The sequence below is a fragment of the Enterococcus nangangensis genome (genome assembly GCF_005405245.1).
GTDB lineage: Bacteria > Bacillota > Bacilli > Lactobacillales > Enterococcaceae > Enterococcus_J > Enterococcus_J nangangensis.
In genome coordinates, this window is sequence record NZ_BJDR01000009.1 from 38,380 (window position 1) to 55,274 (window position 16,895).

The following is a 16,895-nucleotide window of genomic DNA, read 5'->3' on the forward strand; positions in this document are numbered from 1 at the left end:
TTATGGCTGATTTAAGTAGTCGTTTTAAACCAGAAATTTATGACATTGCCGTTTCCTTGATTCGGCAGTTTGATGAAAAAGTTTCCCAAATTCCTGATATGGTGAAATTAACTTTGGGAGAACCAGACTTTAATACACCAGAACATATTAAAGAAGCTGCTAAAGTCGCCATTGACGAAAATTTTTCCCATTATAGCGGCATGTCGGGGCTAATAGAATTGCGGCAAGCGGCTTGTAACTTTATGGCGCAAAAATACAATTTACATTACGCCCCAGAAAATGAAGTCTTAGTCACCATTGGAGCAACAGAAGCAATTTCTGCGACGTTAAATGCTATTTTGGAACCTGAGGATAAAGTGTTAGTTTCAGCCCCAATTTACCCCGGTTATGAACCTTTGATTACTTTAGCCGGTGCTGAACTTGTGGAACTAGATACCCGCAGCAATGGCTTTGTATTAACCCCTGCGATGGTGGATGCGGCGATGGAAGAACACGGGGACAAAGTAAAAGCAATTATTTTAAATTACCCCAGCAATCCTACTGGTGTGACTTGCACCCGGGGAGAAGTCGAGGCTTTAGCAGACTGTTTGCAAAAATATAATATCTTTGTCTTAAGTGATGAAGTGTACAGCGAGCTAACCTACGAAGGGACGCACGTTTCGATTGCCGAATATTTGCCAAAACAAACGATTTTAATTAGCGGCCTTTCTAAATCCCACGCCATGACTGGCTGGCGGATTGGTTTTATCTTCGCCCCTAAAGAATTGACGGCCCACCTGATTAAGTCACACCAATACTTGGTCACCGCCGCCACTACCATTTCGCAAAAAGCCGCGATTGAAGCTTTGACTAACGGTTTAGATGATGCCCAAACCATGAAGGTCGAATATGTGAAACGCCGCGATTACGTCTATGACACCATGACCCAATTAGGCTTTGAAATCGCCCGACCTAGCGGTGCTTTTTATATCTTTGCTAAAATTCCGGCCTACTTTACCCAAGGCTCGATGGAATTTTGTTTGCAATTGGCTGAAAAAGAACGCTTAGCCTTGATTCCCGGGGTGGCCTTTGGTCCGGCAGGAGAAGGGTATATTCGTTTGAGCTATGCGGCTTCCATGGATAAATTAGAAAAAGCTATGACCCGTTTGACCGCCTTTATGGCTAGTTTAGAAAAATAAACAAATGCTCCACTGATGATGCAGTGGAGTTTTTCTTTTAAAAAGAGGAGAGGTGCTGAGATGGATTTTGTGACAGCTGATTTTGCTTATTACAAGCGTTCCGTTAAATTGATGTATCAGCGCTACTATCAAGCGCGTCTAGGGGCGATTGGTGGAGTTGCAGCCATCATTGTTTTATATTTAGCCATTATGCGAGAAGCTTGGCTCCTCAACGGTGCGCTACTCATTATTTTGTGCGCACTAGGGATTTTTTTGTGGCAACAGTTGCAACAATTTGAAGAAATTTTTGCTAAGTGGCAAGCTGAAAATGAAACGGGAAAAATTTTTACCGTGGTGGAAGATGAATATTCCTTTATCGTCACTCAAGGTCCCACCAGTTATCGCTTACGGAAAAAAGGTTTGCGGAACTTCCCTTCTAAAAATCAGCAATATACTTTGATGGTGGGTTTTGCTAAAAACTTTTTTGCAAAAGAACCTTTAGTTCTCGTTTACTACGACTTGTTGGATTTGAAGTATGAAGAAAATTTCCGTTTGAAACGCAATGGCTTAAACCGCGTGCCGCGTCCGTTACGGGCCTTTACACCCAGTAACTTAAAGGCGACGTTTGGGAGTTTAACGCGGATGATTTTCAGTAATTTGTTTATGCTGTTTATCTTGTATCGCATTATTCGCTACCTAATTGCCTTCATTAGCCAATTCACTCGTTAAACGGTCAGCACTTTCTTTTGTGAAAGTGCTTTTTTATTTTAAAAGAATTTTTTTGACAAACAAAAAGATATGTCTAAAAAATTTTTTTGCGGGAAGTTTTATCTTTGCCTGAATGAGAAATCCAGCTTATCGTAGAGTCATCAAGAAGAGGAGGAAACGAAAATGAGATATACAAATGGTAATTATGAAGCTTTTGCCAGAAGTCGTAAACCTGAAGGCGTCGAAGAAAAGAGTGCCTACATTGTCGGGACGGGGTTAGCTGGTTTAGCTACCGCGGTTTTCCTGATTCGTGATGGTCAAATGCCAGGCTCCCATATTCACATTTTTGACGAGCTTTCTTTATCCGGTGGTTCTTTAGATGGGAAAGTGATTCCCCATGACGGCTTTGTTGTTAGAGGTGGTCGGGAAATGGAAAATCATTTTGAATGTTTGTGGGATTTGTTCCGCTCCATTCCTTCTTTAGAAGTTCCCGATGCTTCCGTACTGGATGAATTTTACTGGTTAGATCATGACGATCCTAACTCTTCTAACTGTCGGATTATTCATAACCGTGGGGAACGCGTCCCTGATGATGGCAAGTTTACCCTTTCCAGTAAAGCGCAAAAGGAAATTGTCGAACTCTTTATGAAATCAGAAGAGCAATTAGTAGGGAAAAAGATTGAAGATGTCTTCTCGGAAGAATTTTTCGCTTCTAACTTTTGGATTTACTGGTGCTCGATGTTTGCTTTTGAAAAATGGCATTCTGCTATTGAAATGCGCCGCTACATTATGCGCTTTATCCACCATATTCAAGGTTTACCTGACTTCACCGCTTTGAAATTTACGAAATACAATCAATATGAATCCTTAGTCAAACCTTTAATCGCCTATCTGGAAAAAGCAGGCGTCGACTTCCAATTGGAAACGAAAATTAACGATATTAAAGTCGCTATTACCCCAGCAACCAAAGTCGCTGAAAAAATTATTTTAACGCAAGACGGCGTAGCTAAGACAATTCCTTTAACGGAAAAAGATTTAGTCTTTGTGACGAATGGTTCTATTACCGAAAGCTCGACGCAAGGGGATCAACACACGCCGGCTCCTATCAGCCATGAACTTGGAGGCAGCTGGAACTTGTGGAAAAATTTGGCGCAACAATCCCCAGAATTTGGTCATCCCGAAGCTTTCTGCGAAAATTTACCGGCAAAAAGTTGGTTTGTTTCCGCGACTGTCACTTGGGAAAACTTAGAGATTGAACCTTATTTTTCCCGCTTAACGCAGCGTAAATTACGTAGCGGTAAAGTGGTGACTGGCGGCATTATCACAGTGAAAGATTCCAACTGGATGTTGAGTTTCACCACTCACCGTCAACCGCACTTTAAAGAACAAAACGATCAACAAACCGTCACTTGGGTTTACGGCTTGTACTCTGGCGTACCTGGTAATTACATTCATAAACCAATCGAAGAGTGTACTGGTTCAGAGATTACGCAAGAACTCTTGTATCATTTGGGCGTACCGGAAGCCGATATCGAAAGAATCGCTGAAAATAGTGCGGTGACGATTCCTATTTACATGCCGTTTATCACGTCTTACTTTATGTTACGCCAACCAGGGGACAGACCAGCAGTTATTCCGAATGGCTCCAAGAACTTGGCCTTTATCGGTAACTTTGCTGATACCCAAAGAGATACCGTCTTTACTACGGAATATTCCGTACGGACGGCGATGGAAGCTGTCTATCAACTGCTAGATTTGGAACGGGGTGTGCCTGAAGTTTACGGCTCAGCTTATGATTTGCGCTACTTATTAGGCGCTATTTATTACTTGTCTGATGAAAAGAAAATTACCGAAATGGATTTACCTTTCTTGGAACAAAAAGTATTGGAACGGGTGATTAAGAAAAATAAAGATAGCTACTTGGGAGAATTGTTGAAACAAGCACATCTCTTATAGAAAAGAGGAGTAACAGCATGCAAAAAGTGTTAATTTTAGGCGCTCATGGGCAAATTGCGCGGTTGGTTGAACGAAACTTACTGGAAGACGATATCCAACAACGTTTATTCTTACGGCGAGCCAGCCGTCTAAAAAAAATTGATGTCAGCAAACAGGAAGTTTTTGAAGGGGATGCCACCAAAGTTAGCGACCTGACAAAAGCACTGGCGGATGTGGATTTGGTGTATGCCAACTTAGCCGGAGAAATTGTTGCCGAAGCCGAAGCACTAGTGGAAGCAATGCGGGCAACTCATGTGAAACGGTTGATTTGGATTTCCACTTTAGGCATTTATGATGAAGTGCCTGGGGCTTACGGCAAGTGGAATCACGAAATGTTAGACGGCGGCTACTTAGAAACTTACGCCGCCGCTGCAAAAGTAATTGAGGATTCAGGTTTAGCTTACACGATTATTCGGCCAGCTTGGTTGACGAATTACGACGAGATTAGCTATGAGTTAACGCCGAAAGGAACAGCCTTTAAAGGAACGGAAGTTTCCCGAAAAAGTGTCGCTGATCTGGTAGCAAAAATTATTTTAGCTCCTGAAAAATATATTGGGGCTTCCCTAGGTGTCAACAAACCCCATACGGATGGTCCGAAACCTTCCTGGTATTAAGCAAATAAACAATGAAGATTGTAGCCAATTTTGGTTGCAATCTTTTTTTTGCCAATTAAAAGGCAATTTTCATGGAATGTTTAAACGCTACACGTAAATAAACGAACGTTAAGAATTATTAATTACAGATAATTCGATATTTCTTTGACTGAGTCGGCAGCTGTTGTTAAAATGAAGGCAAATTGAAAGGTAAAGGAGCTTATACATGACAAATTTAGTTGGCGTAATTATGGGGAGTGTTTCCGATTGGGAAACATTGCGACACGCCTGTGCCCTACTAGATGAATTAGCGATTCCTTACGAGAAAAAAGTTATTTCGGCTCATCGCACGCCAGATTTAATGTTTCGTTACGCTGAAGAAGCGGCAGCAAAAGGCTTAAAAGTGATTATCGCCGGTGCCGGTGGAGCGGCCCATTTACCAGGGATGGTGGCGGCAAAAACTCTTTTACCGGTGATTGGGGTACCAGTGCAGTCACGGGCTTTAAATGGTTTGGACTCTTTATTATCCATCGTTCAAATGCCCGGTGGCGTGCCGGTAGCCACTACGGCAATTGGTCAAGCAGGGGCTGTCAATGGGGCTTTATTGGCGGCAGAAATTTTAGCCTTGCAAGATGAAAAAATGGCGGCAGCTTTACAAAAACGGCGCGCACAAATGGCCCAAGTAGCGTTAGAAAGTAGTGACCAACTTGACTAAGATTATTTTACCAGGCGCGACGGTAGGCATTGTCGGTGGTGGCCAATTAGGACAAATGATGGCGTTAGCGGCTAAAGAGATGGGCTTTCGAGTTGGGGTCTTAGATCCCACGCCAGACTGTCCTTGTGGGCAAGTGGCTGATTGGCAAATTATTGCTGCTTACCAAGATGAAGCGGCCTTAAGTCAATTAGCTGAAAAAAGTGATGTGCTAACTTTTGAATTTGAAAATGTCCATGTGGCGACGTTAGACCGGGTAGCTAGCGGCACTTATTTTCCTCAAGGGACCCACTTATTAGCTATCTCGCAAAATCGTTTAAAAGAAAAAAGTTTTTTACAAAGTTTAGGACTTCCTGTAGCCCCTTTTGTTCCGCTAGAAAATATAAGAGACTTAAGACAAGCAGTTGCTAAACTGGGCTATCCTTGTGTGTTGAAAACTACCACGGACGGTTATGATGGTAAAGGCCAAGTGGTGTTCACCGCAGAAGTAGATGAAGCTTTAGCCGCACCCTTATTAGCTCATGGTGCGTGTGTATTAGAAGCTTGGGTACCCTTTGTCAAGGAACTGTCGATTATGGTGGCGGGAAATGAAGCAGGCGAGCTAAGCTTTTTCCCGGTGGTGGAAAATGACCATCGCCACAATATTTTACATGCTACTTTGGTTCCGGCCGCTATTTCTACCCATTTATCCAACGAGGTCCAAGCCCTAGCTAAAAAAATTGCTACTGCTGTAAAACTAGTTGGCACTTTAGCGGTGGAAATATTCTTAACCCCTGACGGTGAGCTTTTTGTGAATGAATTGGCACCGCGGCCCCACAACTCAGGCCACTATTCCATCGAAGCTTGTACCATCAGTCAATTTACAGCCCACTTGCGGGGAATTTGTAATTGGCCTTTGCCCCCAGTCCGTCTGTTGAGTCCGGCGGTGATGGTGAATATCTTAGGGGAACATTTGGCCAAAAGCTACGGAGAGATTCCGCGGCAGAGGTCCTGGAACTTCCATTTGTATGGTAAAGCACTAGCCAAAACAGGGCGTAAAATGGGACACATTACTATTTTAACGACGAACTTGACGCAAACTTTAAAAGAAATCCAAGCTACCAAAATCTGGGACGCATAATTTTTAAGGAGCACAATATTGTTGTGCTCTTTTTTTTGCGCGTTAAACGCGAACGTTAAGAGAAAAACTTTCGTTAATTATGCGGAGTAAACTTGACGCTGTAATGACAGCTTGTTAAAATGAACACAAATTTAGTAACGAACATTTATCCGCAAATGGCGAAAAATGTCCAGTAAAAAGGGAGCGAATTATTCGTGGAAAAACTAGCGCTACAGTACCAAGGCAAGGCTAAGAAACTTTATGCAACAGAAGATCCCAACGTTTTATGGGTAGAGTATCTAAACCAAGCGACGGCTTTAAATGGGCTAAAAAAAGATGAAATTAAAGGTAAAGGAATTTTAAACAACGCCATTACTAGTCTAATCTTTCAGGAATTAAGCGCTGCAGGCATTGCTAGTCATTTTATTGAAAAAATATCAGAATCCGAACAATTAGTGCAAAAAGTAACCATCGTGCCCTTGGAAGTGGTCGTTAGAAATTACGCTGCTGGTAGTTTTACCAAACGTTTAGGTTTAGCGGAAGGAACGAAATTAGCGCAGCCAATTGTCGAGTTTTACTATAAGAACGATGATTTAGCTGATCCTTTGATTAATGATGATACTGTTCTGGCTTTGAACTTAGCGACAGCCACTGAAATTGCGACGATTAAAGATGCTGCCCGTCAAGTCAATGAAGTTTTAATTGCACTTTTCCACCATTTAAAGATTCGCTTAATTGATTTTAAAATCGAATTTGGCCGTGATACCACCGGCGCTATTTTATTAGCAGATGAAATTTCTCCTGATACGTGCCGTTTATGGGATGAAACCACCAATGAACACTTAGACAAAGACATTTATCGCCGTGATTTAGGCGAGTTGGTACCTGTTTATCAAGAAGTATTACGACGGTTAGAAAACAATCAGGAGGAAAAAACATGTATTTTGTAAAAGTTTATGTTACGTATAAGGATTCTGTCTTAGACCCCCAAGGTGAAGCGGTGAAAGGGGCCGTGCACCGTTTAGGCTTTACCAGTATTGAAGAGATTCGGATTGGTAAATATTTTGAAATGAAAGTAGCTAAAAGCGAAAGACCAATCGCTGAATTAATTGAAGAGGTCTGTGACAAATTATTAGCCAACGTTAATATGGAAACCTATCGTTACGAAATCAGTGAAGGGGAGGAAGAATAAGTGAAATTTGCGGTCATTGTCTTTCCGGGTTCCAATTGCGACTTAGATATGTTGTGGGCAATTCGTGACGTAATGGGTGCTGAAGCCGAATATGTCCGCCACGACGCCACTAGCTTAGCAGGCTTTGATGGAGTCTTACTGCCAGGTGGGTTTTCTTATGGCGATTACTTACGTTGTGGTGCAATTGCGCGCTTTTCGGCGATTATGCCGGAAGTTTTACGTTTTGCCGCTGAAGGCAAACCAGTCTTTGGTACTTGCAATGGCTTTCAAATTTTAACGGAAGCGGGTCTGTTGCCTGGTGCCTTGCGGAAAAACGATTCCTTGCATTTTATTTGTCAGACCGTTCCTTTAAAAGTAACCAATGTCCAGACTAAATTTACTTCTGAATACCAAGAAGACGAAGTGATTCATTTACCCATCGCCCACGGGGAAGGCAATTATTTTTGTGATGAAAAGACTCTTGCTTCCTTGAAAGAAAACCAGCAAATTATTTTTACTTATGAGGGCAAAAATCCGAATGGCAGTGTGGAAAATATCGCCGGGATTGTCAATCAAAAAGGCAATGTCTGCGGCATGATGCCACATCCAGAGCGCGGCATGGAAGAACTTTTAGGGAGTGCTGATGGCCGGCGCTTTTTCCAAGGGATTTTGAAAAATTTTAGTAAGGTAGGACAAAACGCATGAAAACTTTAACGGAGCCAACGCCACAACAAATTAAAGCCGAAAAAATCTATCAAGCGTGGGGGATGACCGACGATGAGTACGCTTTGATTAGTGAAAAAATTTTACATCGGCTGCCTAATTACACGGAAACAGGCCTTTACTCCGTGATGTGGAGTGAGCATTGTTCTTACAAAAATTCTAAAGTTGTTTTACGGAAATTTCCTACCAGTGGCCCACAAGTTTTACAAGGGCCAGGAGAAGGTGCGGGGATTGTCGATATTGGTGATGGTCAAGCCGTTGTCTTTAAAGCAGAAAGCCACAATCATCCTTCGGCGGTGGAACCTTATGAAGGTGCAGCCACCGGCGTTGGCGGGATTATTCGTGACATTTTTAGTATGGGCGCACGGCCCATTGCCTGTTTAGATTCCTTACGTTTTGGTGAATTAGATAAGCAACGGACAAAATATTTATTGGAAGAAATTGTCGCGGGTATCGCTGGTTACGGCAATTGTATCGGGATTCCTACAGTAGGGGGCGAAACGAGTTTTGATCCTTGCTATGAAGGTAATCCCCTAGTCAACGCCATGTGTGTCGGTCTAATCAACCACGCAGATATTCAAAAAGGGCAAGCTAAAGGTGTAGGTAATGCCATCATGTATGTTGGCGCTAAAACAGGGCGCGATGGAATTCATGGGGCGACTTTTGCTTCTGAAGAATTTGCCGATGAAAAAGCAACCCAACGTTCCGCCGTCCAAGTAGGGGATCCGTTTATGGAAAAACTTTTACTGGAAGCTTGTTTAGCCTTAATTTTAGAACATCAAGACATTTTAGTGGGGATTCAAGATATGGGGGCAGCGGGCCTCGTATCTTCTAGTTCGGAGATGGCTTCAAAAGCCGGTAGCGGTGTGCGTTTAACTTTAGACGACGTGCCCCAACGGGAAACGGGGATGACGCCTTATGAAATTATGCTGTCAGAATCGCAAGAACGAATGTTAATTTGTGTAAAAAAAGGGCATGAAGCGGAAGTAGAAGAACTTTTTGCTCAATATAATTTAGCAGCAGTGACGATTGGTGAAGTGACCGATGATGGCATGTACTGCTTAATCCAACATGGCGCAGTCGTTGCCAACATTCCAGTGGATTCCTTAGCCGAAGATGCACCAGAATACGTCAAAGAAAAACGGGAACCAGCTCGTCTGGCTGAATTTGCCGCCTTAGCAGATTTTATGCCCACAGTGGAAGATCCGAAAGAAACTTTACTCACCTTGCTACAACAACCCACCATTGCTAGTAAACAAAGTATTTTTGAAACTTACGATTCGCAAGTACGCACCAATACGGTGGTGGGTCCAGGGAGCGATGCGGCCGTTTTACGGGTGCGGGGGACGAATAAAGCCCTCGCCATGACCACCGATTGCAATGGCCGCTATTTATACTTGAATCCTGAAGTGGGGGGGCAAATCGCCGTAGCTGAAGCAGCCCGCAATATTGTCGCTAGTGGCGGTCAACCCTTAGCCATTACCGATTGTCTGAATTACGGTTCACCGGATAAACCGGAAGTATTTTGGGAGTTATGGCATTCCGCTGAGGGAATTGCTGAAGCGTGTCGCACGCTAAATACGCCAGTCATTTCTGGGAATGTTTCTTTGTATAACGAAACCAACGGCCAAGCTATTTATCCCACCCCCATGATTGGTATGGTGGGGTTGATTACTGATGTAAAACACATTACTACGCAGCATTTTAAAAATGTCGGTGACACAATTATCGTTGTCGGAACAACGCATCCTGATTTTAACGGTAGTGAAATTCAAAAATTACAGCTGGGAAAAATTGAAGGTCGTCTTTTCGACTTCGATTTGGCTTATGAAAAAGAAGTACAAGGGAAAGTCTTACAAGCGATTCAAGCGGGTCTAATTACTAGTGCTCATGATTGTGCCGAAGGAGGGCTAGCCGTCGCTTTAGCCGAAGCAACCTTTGAAAATGAATTAGGCTTTAACGTGACGTTAGCTTTAAGTAAAGAAGAATTATTTGCCGAAACACAATCGCGTTTTGTCCTCAGTGTGGCTCCGGAAAAAGTAGCGGCAACAGCAGAAATTTTCGGCGAACTAGCCACCGTTGTGGGGGAAGTTACTGGCAATCAACAAATGACGATTCATTATCAAGAAGGCACCTTGCACCTCAGTGTCACTACGGCGAAACGCACTTGGGAGGAAGCCATTCCATGCCTTATGAAGTAAAAAGTCTCAATGAAGAATGTGGCGTCTTTGGTATTTGGGGTCATCCCGATGCTGCTTCCGTTACTTATTTTGGTTTACATTCGCTGCAACATCGGGGACAAGAAGGTTCCGGGATTGTCAGCAATCAAAAAGGCCAGTTGAAAGGACACCGAGGCTTAGGCTTATTATCCGAAGTTTTTCGCGCCGAAAAATGTTTAGCCCGTCTTACTGGCAGTGGTGCTATCGGTCATGTACGCTACGCCACTGCCGGTAACGGCAGTATCGACAATATTCAACCTTTTTTATTTAACTTTTACGATGGCCAAGTGGCCTTGGCCCACAACGGCAATCTCACCAATGCCAAAACCTTGCGGCGAGAACTAGAAGAAAGTGGAGCTATTTTTCACTCCACTTCTGATAGCGAGATTTTAATGCACTTGTTGCGGAAAAGTCAGGGGTCAACTTTTTTAGACCAATTGAAAGAAGCATTGTGTCAAGTTCGTGGGGGCTTTGCTTATCTTTTAATGACCAGTGACGGCCTGTATGCTGCCCTTGACCCCAATGGTTTTCGGCCCTTATCCATTGGTCAAATGAAAAATGGGGCCTACGTGATTGCTTCTGAGACTTGCGCTTTGGATGTTGTGGGAGCCGATTTTGTGCAAGACGTAAAGCCAGGAGAAATTGTGCGGATTAATGACCAAGGCTTGTTCGTCGACCAGTTTACCACTACTACGCAACTGGCCATTTGTTCTATGGAATATATTTATTTTGCCCGACCTGATTCCAACATTGCGGGGATTAACGTCCATACCGCGCGGAAAAATATGGGCCGCCGTTTAGCCCAAGAAAGCCCAATTGCAGCCGATATGGTGGTGGGGGTGCCCAACTCGTCCTTATCAGCAGCCAGTGGTTTTGCTGAAGAAAGCGGCATTCCTTATGAAATGGGGTTGGTGAAAAATCAATACATTGCCCGTACCTTTATTCAGCCAACTCAAGAGCTACGGGAACAAGGTGTTCGCATGAAATTATCAGCCGTTCGCGGTGTCGTCTGCGGTAAACGGGTCATTATGGTAGATGATTCCATTGTCCGGGGTACTACCAGTCGGCGCATCGTCCAACTGTTAAAAGAAGCGGGGGCGAAAGAAGTCCACGTGCGGATTTCTTCGCCGCCATTAAAATACCCGTGCTTTTATGGGATTGATATTCAAACGCGGAAAGAATTAATTGCCGCCAGTCACAGTGTCGAAGAAATTCGGCAAATGATTGGTGCTGACTCTTTAAGCTTTTTAAGTGCTGAAGGTTTAATTGCGGCCATTGGCTTAAAAGCTGATGCGCCTTATTCTGGCTTATGTATGGCTTATTTTAATGGCGATTATCCAACGCCACTTTATGACTATCAAGAAGAATACGCGGCGTCATTCCCGCAAACAGAAGGAGACAAAGTAAATGGCTAACGCATATAGTAGAGCAGGAGTGGACGTTGAAGCTGGCTATGAAGTAGTGGCGCGTATCAAAAAACACGTTGCCACCACTCAACGCTTGGGTATGATGGGTAGTCTCGGCGGCTTTGGTGGCTGTTTTGATTTATCCCAGCTTCAGGTGAAAGAACCGGTACTGGTTAGTGGCACCGATGGCGTGGGGACAAAACTCATGGTAGCTTTTAAAGAAAAAAAACACGACACCATTGGCATTGATTGTGTAGCCATGTGTGTCAACGATATTATCGCCCAAGGTGCTGAACCTCTTTACTTTTTAGATTATTTAGCCACCGGGAAAAATAATCCTCGCCAACTGGCCGAAGTCGTAGCTGGTGTAGCTGACGGTTGTCGGCAAGCCCACTGTGGTTTAATTGGTGGCGAGACTGCGGAAATGCCAGGAATGTATGCTGAGGGCGAGTACGATTTAGCTGGTTTTGCCGTAGGAGTTGCTGAAAAAAGCCAATTGATTACTGGCGCCAACATTGCCGCCGATGATATTTTAATCGGCTTACCTTCTTCAGGGATTCATTCCAATGGCTATTCTTTAGTTCGCAAGATTTTCTTTGCTGAAAATCAATTCACTGGTGCAACGCAACTTCCAGAACTAGATGCCCCTTTAGGGGAAGTCTTGTTGACGCCAACTCGCATTTACGTGGATGCAATACTACCTTTGGTGAAAGAAAACTTAGTTCAAGGAGTAGCACATATTACCGGCGGTGGTTTTGTGGAAAATATTCCGCGAATGCTTCCAGCACATTTAGCAGCGCACATTCAACTGGGAACCTGGCCGGTGTTGCCAATTTTTAAAGCGTTGGCTCACTACGGTAAGCTTCCAGTTCAAGAGCTCTACGAAATTTTTAATATGGGTATTGGCATGGTTTTAGCCGTGCATCCGGCAGATTTAAGCAAGGTTAAAGCCCGCTTAACTTTAGCCAATGAAGCTTTTTATCAAATTGGGATAGTGGTCGACAAGACAACAAGTGCCATAGAACTGGAAGGATTATAGATGAACTTTGCTGTTTTTGCTTCCGGGAGTGGTACGAACTTTGCCGCTATTTTAAAAGCTTGGCAAGAAAAAAAAATTCCTGGCAAGCTTGCGTTACTTTTTTGTGATCAACCCACCGCTCCCGTCGTTAAAAAAGCGCAGGCACAAGCGATTCCTTGTGTCACTTTCACGGTGAAAAGTTGTGGTGGCAAGTTAGCTTATGAAAAAAAGATTTTAGCTGTATTAAAAGAATATCAGGTTGATTGGTTAGTTTTAGCAGGATATATGCGAATTGTCGGCTCGCCGATTTTAACAGCCTATCCACAAAAAATAATAAACATCCACCCAGCACTTTTGCCCAATTTTCCAGGGCTGCACGGGATTGAAGATGCCTTTGCCGCGGGGGTTAGTAAAACCGGCGTGACGATTCATTATGTGGATAGTGGCGTGGATACTGGACCTGTTATCTGTCAGGAAGCGGTGACAATCACCAGTGAAGATACTTTGGCGAGTTTAGCAACGAAAATTCACGCGGTGGAACACCGAATTTATCCCCAAGTTTTACAAAAGATTTTTCAGGAGGCGGAAGAACAAAATGACTAAACGGGCGTTAATTAGCGTTTCAGATAAAAGTGGTATTGCCCAATTTGCTCAAGAATTAGTGGCGTTAGGCTTTGAAATTATTTCCACTGGTGGGACCAAAAAATTATTGACGGACTGTAATATTCCCACCATCGGCATTGAAGAGGTTACCCATTTTCCAGAGATGATGGATGGTCGAGTGAAGACCTTACATCCAGCGATTCACGGTGCGCTTTTGGGTCGGCGGGATTTAGCTAGCCACGTGGCGGCCATGGTGGAACACGAGATTACCCCGATTGATTTAGTCTGTGTGAATCTTTATCCTTTTAAAGAAACGATTCAACAAGCAGACGTCACGCCAGCTCAAGCTATTGAGCAAATCGACATTGGTGGTCCTAGCATGTTGCGCTCCGCAGCGAAAAACCATGCCTTTGTGACGGTTATTGTCGATAGCGCTGATTATGCGCAAGTTTTAGCGGAATTACAGACGCAAGGGAAGACTAGTTTAGCTACGCGCCAAAAATTAGCGGCTAAAGTTTTTCGTCACACAGCCAGTTATGATGCGGTGATTGCTGAATATTTAACGCGACTTGCTGGAGAAACAACCCCTGATGAATTAACATTAAGTTATCATTTAAAACAAACTTTGCGCTATGGTGAAAATAGTCATCAACAGGCTAGCTTTTATGAAACAGCACTGCCGGTACCCTACTCAGTGGCACGTTCCACGCAACTCCACGGGAAGGAACTCTCTTATAATAATATTAAAGATGCGGATGCAGCTTTACGGATGATTCGCGAATTTCCCGAAACCCCAACGGTAGTCGCCGTGAAACACATGAATCCTTGCGGAATTGGTCGCGGGACCACCATTGAATTAGCCTATGATGCTGCCTATGCTGCCGATCCAGTTTCTATTTTTGGTGGCATCATTGCCTTAAACCGTACGGTAGATTTAGCCACCGCCGAAAAGATGCACAAATTATTTTTAGAAATTATTATCGCTCCTAGTTATGAACCGGAAGCTTTAGCCGTCTTGGTGAAAAAGAAAAACGTGCGTCTTTTGCAAGTTGACTTCCAGCATGCTAATGAAGCAAATGCACCAGAAGTTGTTTCTGTTTTAGGTGGACTTTTAGTCCAAGAACAAGATTTAGCCGCTTTTGAACCTACCAACTGGGAAGCAGTGACCAAGGTCAAACCGACACCAGAACAAATTTCGGCCTTAGCCTTTGCTATTCGGGTGGTGAAACATGTGAAGTCAAACGCGATTGTCGTTACCAATGACCACCAAACCTTAGGCATCGGGGCGGGCCAAATGAATCGTGTCGGTTCAGTGGAAATTGCCTTGAAACAAGCCGGTAGTCAAGCTGCCAGCGGTGTCGTAGCTAGTGATGCTTTCTTTCCTATGGGGGACAGTGTGGAATTAATTGCCCAAGCTGGTGTCAAAGCCATTATCCAGCCAGGAGGCAGCATTCGCGACCAAGAATCCATTGACGCCTGCAATCGTTACGGTATCGCCATGGTCTTTACTGGTGTGCGCCATTTTAGACATTAAGGAGTAGCAGATGAAACTTTTAGTCATTGGTAGTGGCGGGCGAGAGCACGCCCTTTGTAAAAAATTATTAGCTAGTCCGTTAGTGAGTGCCGTTTACTGTGCACCAGGAAACGACGGCATGAAAAACGACGGGATTCTCTTGGTTCCTCTTGCCGAAAGTCAGCATCAACAACTGATTGCTTTTGCCAAAACCACGGGTATTGCTTGGACTTTTGTCGGCCCAGAAGTTCCTTTACTAGCTGGGATTGTCAACGATTTTCAAAAAGCCGGCTTAAAAATTTACGGTCCGACGAAAGAGGCGGCTTTAATCGAAGGCTCTAAAGATTTTGCCAAAAGTTTGATGGTGAAATATCAGATTCCTACCGCCGACTACCAAACCTTTACGGATTTAAAACAAGCCCAAGCCTATGTCGCGGCCAAAGGGTGTCCGATTGTCATTAAAGCAGACGGGCTAGCCGCAGGGAAAGGCGTGGTGGTGGCCACCGATTTACCGATGGCTAACCGTGCCTTAGAAGAGATGTTACAAGGGCAAAAGTTTGGTGTCAGCGGTGCCCGCGTAGTAGTGGAGGAATTTTTAGCTGGGGAGGAATTTTCTTTGTTAGCCTTCGTGCGCAACGAAGAAGTCTATCCCATGATTGTCGCCCAAGATCACAAACGAGCGTACGACCATGATTTAGGGCCTAATACCGGTGGAATGGGGGCTTACGCACCCGTGCCGCAAATTAGCCAAGAAATGGTGGCAACAGCGGTAGCTACTGTTTTACAACCTGCTGCGGAAGGAATGGTAGCCGAAGGGTGTCCTTTTACCGGTATTTTATATGCGGGGCTAATTGCTACGCCTAAAGGCCCAAAAGTCATTGAGTTTAACGCCCGCTTTGGCGATCCGGAAACACAAGTCGTTTTACCGCAAATGACCGCTGATTTGGCACAAGTGATTGACGATTTATTAAATGACCAGACCCCCACCATTACGTGGCGGGAAAATAGTTACACGTTAGGCGTGGTGGTGGCTAGTCTCGGCTATCCCGGAGCTTACACGAAAGGCGCAATCTTACCAGATTTCAGTGGGTTTGAAGAAGTAGAAGTGACGTATGCTGGTGTAAAAAAAGTTGCCGGTCATTTGACGGCTGATGGGGGCCGCGTGTATTTAGTAGCCGCTACGGCAGAAAGTTTGGCTGTCGCCCAAGAAAAAGTGTATCAAGCTCTAGCTGCCGTTAAGACCACTGGTACTTTTTACCGTCACGATATTGGCGCGAAAGCTTTCTGATTGTGTATAATAAGAAAAACGGACCTGACGCTTTTTGTCAGGTCTTTTTAAAAGCGTAAAGGAGTAAAGAAGATGTCAGCTAATTCCCGTGAAACAAGCCCAGCTTCTACCCAAAATAATATGGACCCTAGACCAATAGATCCTACCTACCAAATGGCTAGGACTTTCCATCAAACTTTTGACCCGCGGATTCCCCAAAGCCCTACCCCTTTTTCAGGGCAAGAGGCGTTGTTTCGCGCTGGTTTTAAACTAGAAGAATTAGTGGAATTTGTCTATGCGGCCAGTGGCGATGAAGCTGAGTTTACTAGTCTAGTAGCTGGTTTAGAACTAGCGTTACAAAAAGCGGTGACCAAAGTAAAAGGTAAAAAGCAAGTACCAGCAATAAATCCTTTGGTGGAACAAGCCGATGCTTTAGTAGATTTAATTTATTTTGCCTATGGTTCATTTGCTTTAATGGGGGTAGATCCCACTCAACTTTTAGAAATTGTTCATCAGGCTAACTTGCATAAACTTTTTCCTGATGGGACACCCCATTATGACGAGGTAACTCATAAAGTTTTAAAGCCAGCTAACTGGGAAAAAGAATATGCCCCTGAAGCTAAAATAAAAGCAGAAATTGCCCGCCAAATAAAAGAAGCAAAATAAAAAAATTTGTTCTAGCCGTGAAAAAGGCTAGAACAAATTTTTTTA

The 16,895-nt window shown here is 43.9% G+C and carries 16 protein-coding genes; all 16 read left to right on the forward strand.

Going from position 1 to position 16,895, the window contains the following annotated elements:
- Positions 1 to 2 precede the first annotated feature (2 nt).
- The 16 genes from FFM57_RS04480 to FFM57_RS04555 all read left to right on the forward strand — a co-directional run bounded on the left by FFM57_RS04480 (position 3) and on the right by FFM57_RS04555 (position 16,850).
- The gene (locus FFM57_RS04480; RefSeq protein WP_137599326.1) at positions 3 to 1,178 is read left to right on the forward strand and encodes a pyridoxal phosphate-dependent aminotransferase; all 1,176 of its coding nucleotides are present in this window, start codon (positions 3 to 5) and stop codon (positions 1,176 to 1,178) included.
- A gap of 60 nt (positions 1,179 to 1,238) precedes the next feature.
- Complete coding sequence (locus FFM57_RS04485; protein ID WP_137599327.1) at positions 1,239 to 1,886, forward strand: hypothetical protein; 648 nt, start codon at positions 1,239 to 1,241, stop codon at positions 1,884 to 1,886.
- A 162-nt stretch (positions 1,887 to 2,048) separates the two neighbouring features.
- Positions 2,049 to 3,821 (forward strand): oleate hydratase, encoded by a 1,773-nt coding sequence (locus tag FFM57_RS04490; protein WP_137599328.1) that lies wholly within the window; start codon positions 2,049 to 2,051, stop codon positions 3,819 to 3,821.
- 17 nt (positions 3,822 to 3,838) lie between these two features.
- Positions 3,839 to 4,474: an NAD(P)H-binding protein gene (locus tag FFM57_RS04495; protein ID WP_137599329.1), complete on the forward strand. Its 636-nt coding sequence runs from the start codon at positions 3,839 to 3,841 to the stop codon at positions 4,472 to 4,474.
- Positions 4,475 to 4,679: 205 nt separating this feature from the next.
- Positions 4,680 to 5,168 carry a 5-(carboxyamino)imidazole ribonucleotide mutase gene (purE, locus tag FFM57_RS04500; protein ID WP_137599330.1) on the forward strand — a complete coding sequence of 163 codons (489 nt, stop codon included), beginning with the start codon at positions 4,680 to 4,682 and terminating at the stop codon, positions 5,166 to 5,168.
- The gene (gene purK, locus FFM57_RS04505; RefSeq protein ID WP_170999890.1) at positions 5,161 to 6,285 is read left to right on the forward strand and encodes a 5-(carboxyamino)imidazole ribonucleotide synthase; all 1,125 of its coding nucleotides are present in this window, start codon (positions 5,161 to 5,163) and stop codon (positions 6,283 to 6,285) included. The genes purE and purK overlap by 8 nt, the downstream gene beginning before the upstream one ends.
- Before the next feature lie 194 nt (positions 6,286 to 6,479).
- On the forward strand, positions 6,480 to 7,214 hold the full coding sequence (gene purC, locus FFM57_RS04510) for a phosphoribosylaminoimidazolesuccinocarboxamide synthase (protein WP_137599332.1): 735 nt from the start codon (positions 6,480 to 6,482) through the stop codon (positions 7,212 to 7,214).
- Positions 7,202 to 7,456: a phosphoribosylformylglycinamidine synthase subunit PurS gene (gene purS / locus FFM57_RS04515; protein ID WP_137599333.1), complete on the forward strand. Its 255-nt coding sequence runs from the start codon at positions 7,202 to 7,204 to the stop codon at positions 7,454 to 7,456. Before purC ends, purS begins: the two co-directional genes overlap by 13 nt.
- Positions 7,457 to 8,140: a phosphoribosylformylglycinamidine synthase subunit PurQ gene (gene purQ / locus FFM57_RS04520; protein WP_137599334.1), complete on the forward strand. Its 684-nt coding sequence runs from the start codon at positions 7,457 to 7,459 to the stop codon at positions 8,138 to 8,140.
- Positions 8,137 to 10,359, forward strand: a complete 2,223-nt coding sequence (gene purL / locus FFM57_RS04525) for a phosphoribosylformylglycinamidine synthase subunit PurL (RefSeq protein ID WP_137599335.1) — start codon at positions 8,137 to 8,139, stop codon at positions 10,357 to 10,359. Before purQ ends, purL begins: the two co-directional genes overlap by 4 nt.
- Positions 10,344 to 11,792 carry an amidophosphoribosyltransferase gene (gene purF / locus FFM57_RS04530; protein WP_137599336.1) on the forward strand — a complete coding sequence of 483 codons (1,449 nt, stop codon included), beginning with the start codon at positions 10,344 to 10,346 and terminating at the stop codon, positions 11,790 to 11,792. The genes purL and purF overlap by 16 nt, the downstream gene beginning before the upstream one ends.
- Positions 11,785 to 12,822 carry a phosphoribosylformylglycinamidine cyclo-ligase gene (purM, locus tag FFM57_RS04535; RefSeq protein ID WP_137599337.1) on the forward strand — a complete coding sequence of 346 codons (1,038 nt, stop codon included), beginning with the start codon at positions 11,785 to 11,787 and terminating at the stop codon, positions 12,820 to 12,822. The genes purF and purM overlap by 8 nt, the downstream gene beginning before the upstream one ends.
- Positions 12,823 to 13,404, forward strand: coding sequence for a phosphoribosylglycinamide formyltransferase (gene purN, locus FFM57_RS04540; protein ID WP_137599338.1), 582 nt, complete (start codon positions 12,823 to 12,825; stop codon positions 13,402 to 13,404).
- Entirely contained in the window at positions 13,397 to 14,938 is a 1,542-nt protein-coding gene (gene purH, locus FFM57_RS04545) for a bifunctional phosphoribosylaminoimidazolecarboxamide formyltransferase/IMP cyclohydrolase (protein WP_137599339.1), read from the forward strand. The genes purN and purH overlap by 8 nt, the downstream gene beginning before the upstream one ends.
- 10 nt (positions 14,939 to 14,948) lie before the next feature.
- Entirely contained in the window at positions 14,949 to 16,205 is a 1,257-nt protein-coding gene (purD, locus tag FFM57_RS04550) for a phosphoribosylamine--glycine ligase (protein ID WP_137599340.1), read from the forward strand.
- A 120-nt stretch (positions 16,206 to 16,325) separates the two neighbouring features.
- A complete protein-coding gene (locus FFM57_RS04555; protein ID WP_137599355.1) occupies positions 16,326 to 16,850 on the forward strand; it encodes a pyrophosphohydrolase domain-containing protein in 525 nt (174 codons plus the stop codon).
- Positions 16,851 to 16,895 lie beyond the last annotated feature (45 nt).

Coding starts and splice junctions, on each gene's coding strand:
- purM (WP_137599337.1), top strand. CDS start 11,785: ATGGCTAACGCATATAGTAGAGCAGGAGTGGACGTTGAAGCTGGCTAT.
- purH (WP_137599339.1), top strand. CDS start 13,397: ATGACTAAACGGGCGTTAATTAGCGTTTCAGATAAAAGTGGTATTGCC.
- FFM57_RS04555 (WP_137599355.1), top strand. CDS start 16,326: ATGGACCCTAGACCAATAGATCCTACCTACCAAATGGCTAGGACTTTC.
- purL (WP_137599335.1), top strand. CDS start 8,137: ATGAAAACTTTAACGGAGCCAACGCCACAACAAATTAAAGCCGAAAAA.
- FFM57_RS04480 (WP_137599326.1), top strand. CDS start 3: ATGGCTGATTTAAGTAGTCGTTTTAAACCAGAAATTTATGACATTGCC.
- FFM57_RS04490 (WP_137599328.1), top strand. CDS start 2,049: ATGAGATATACAAATGGTAATTATGAAGCTTTTGCCAGAAGTCGTAAA.
- purN (WP_137599338.1), top strand. CDS start 12,823: ATGAACTTTGCTGTTTTTGCTTCCGGGAGTGGTACGAACTTTGCCGCT.
- FFM57_RS04495 (WP_137599329.1), top strand. CDS start 3,839: ATGCAAAAAGTGTTAATTTTAGGCGCTCATGGGCAAATTGCGCGGTTG.
- purE (WP_137599330.1), top strand. CDS start 4,680: ATGACAAATTTAGTTGGCGTAATTATGGGGAGTGTTTCCGATTGGGAA.
- purD (WP_137599340.1), top strand. CDS start 14,949: ATGAAACTTTTAGTCATTGGTAGTGGCGGGCGAGAGCACGCCCTTTGT.
- purS (WP_137599333.1), top strand. CDS start 7,202: ATGTATTTTGTAAAAGTTTATGTTACGTATAAGGATTCTGTCTTAGAC.
- FFM57_RS04485 (WP_137599327.1), top strand. CDS start 1,239: ATGGATTTTGTGACAGCTGATTTTGCTTATTACAAGCGTTCCGTTAAA.
- purF (WP_137599336.1), top strand. CDS start 10,344: ATGCCTTATGAAGTAAAAAGTCTCAATGAAGAATGTGGCGTCTTTGGT.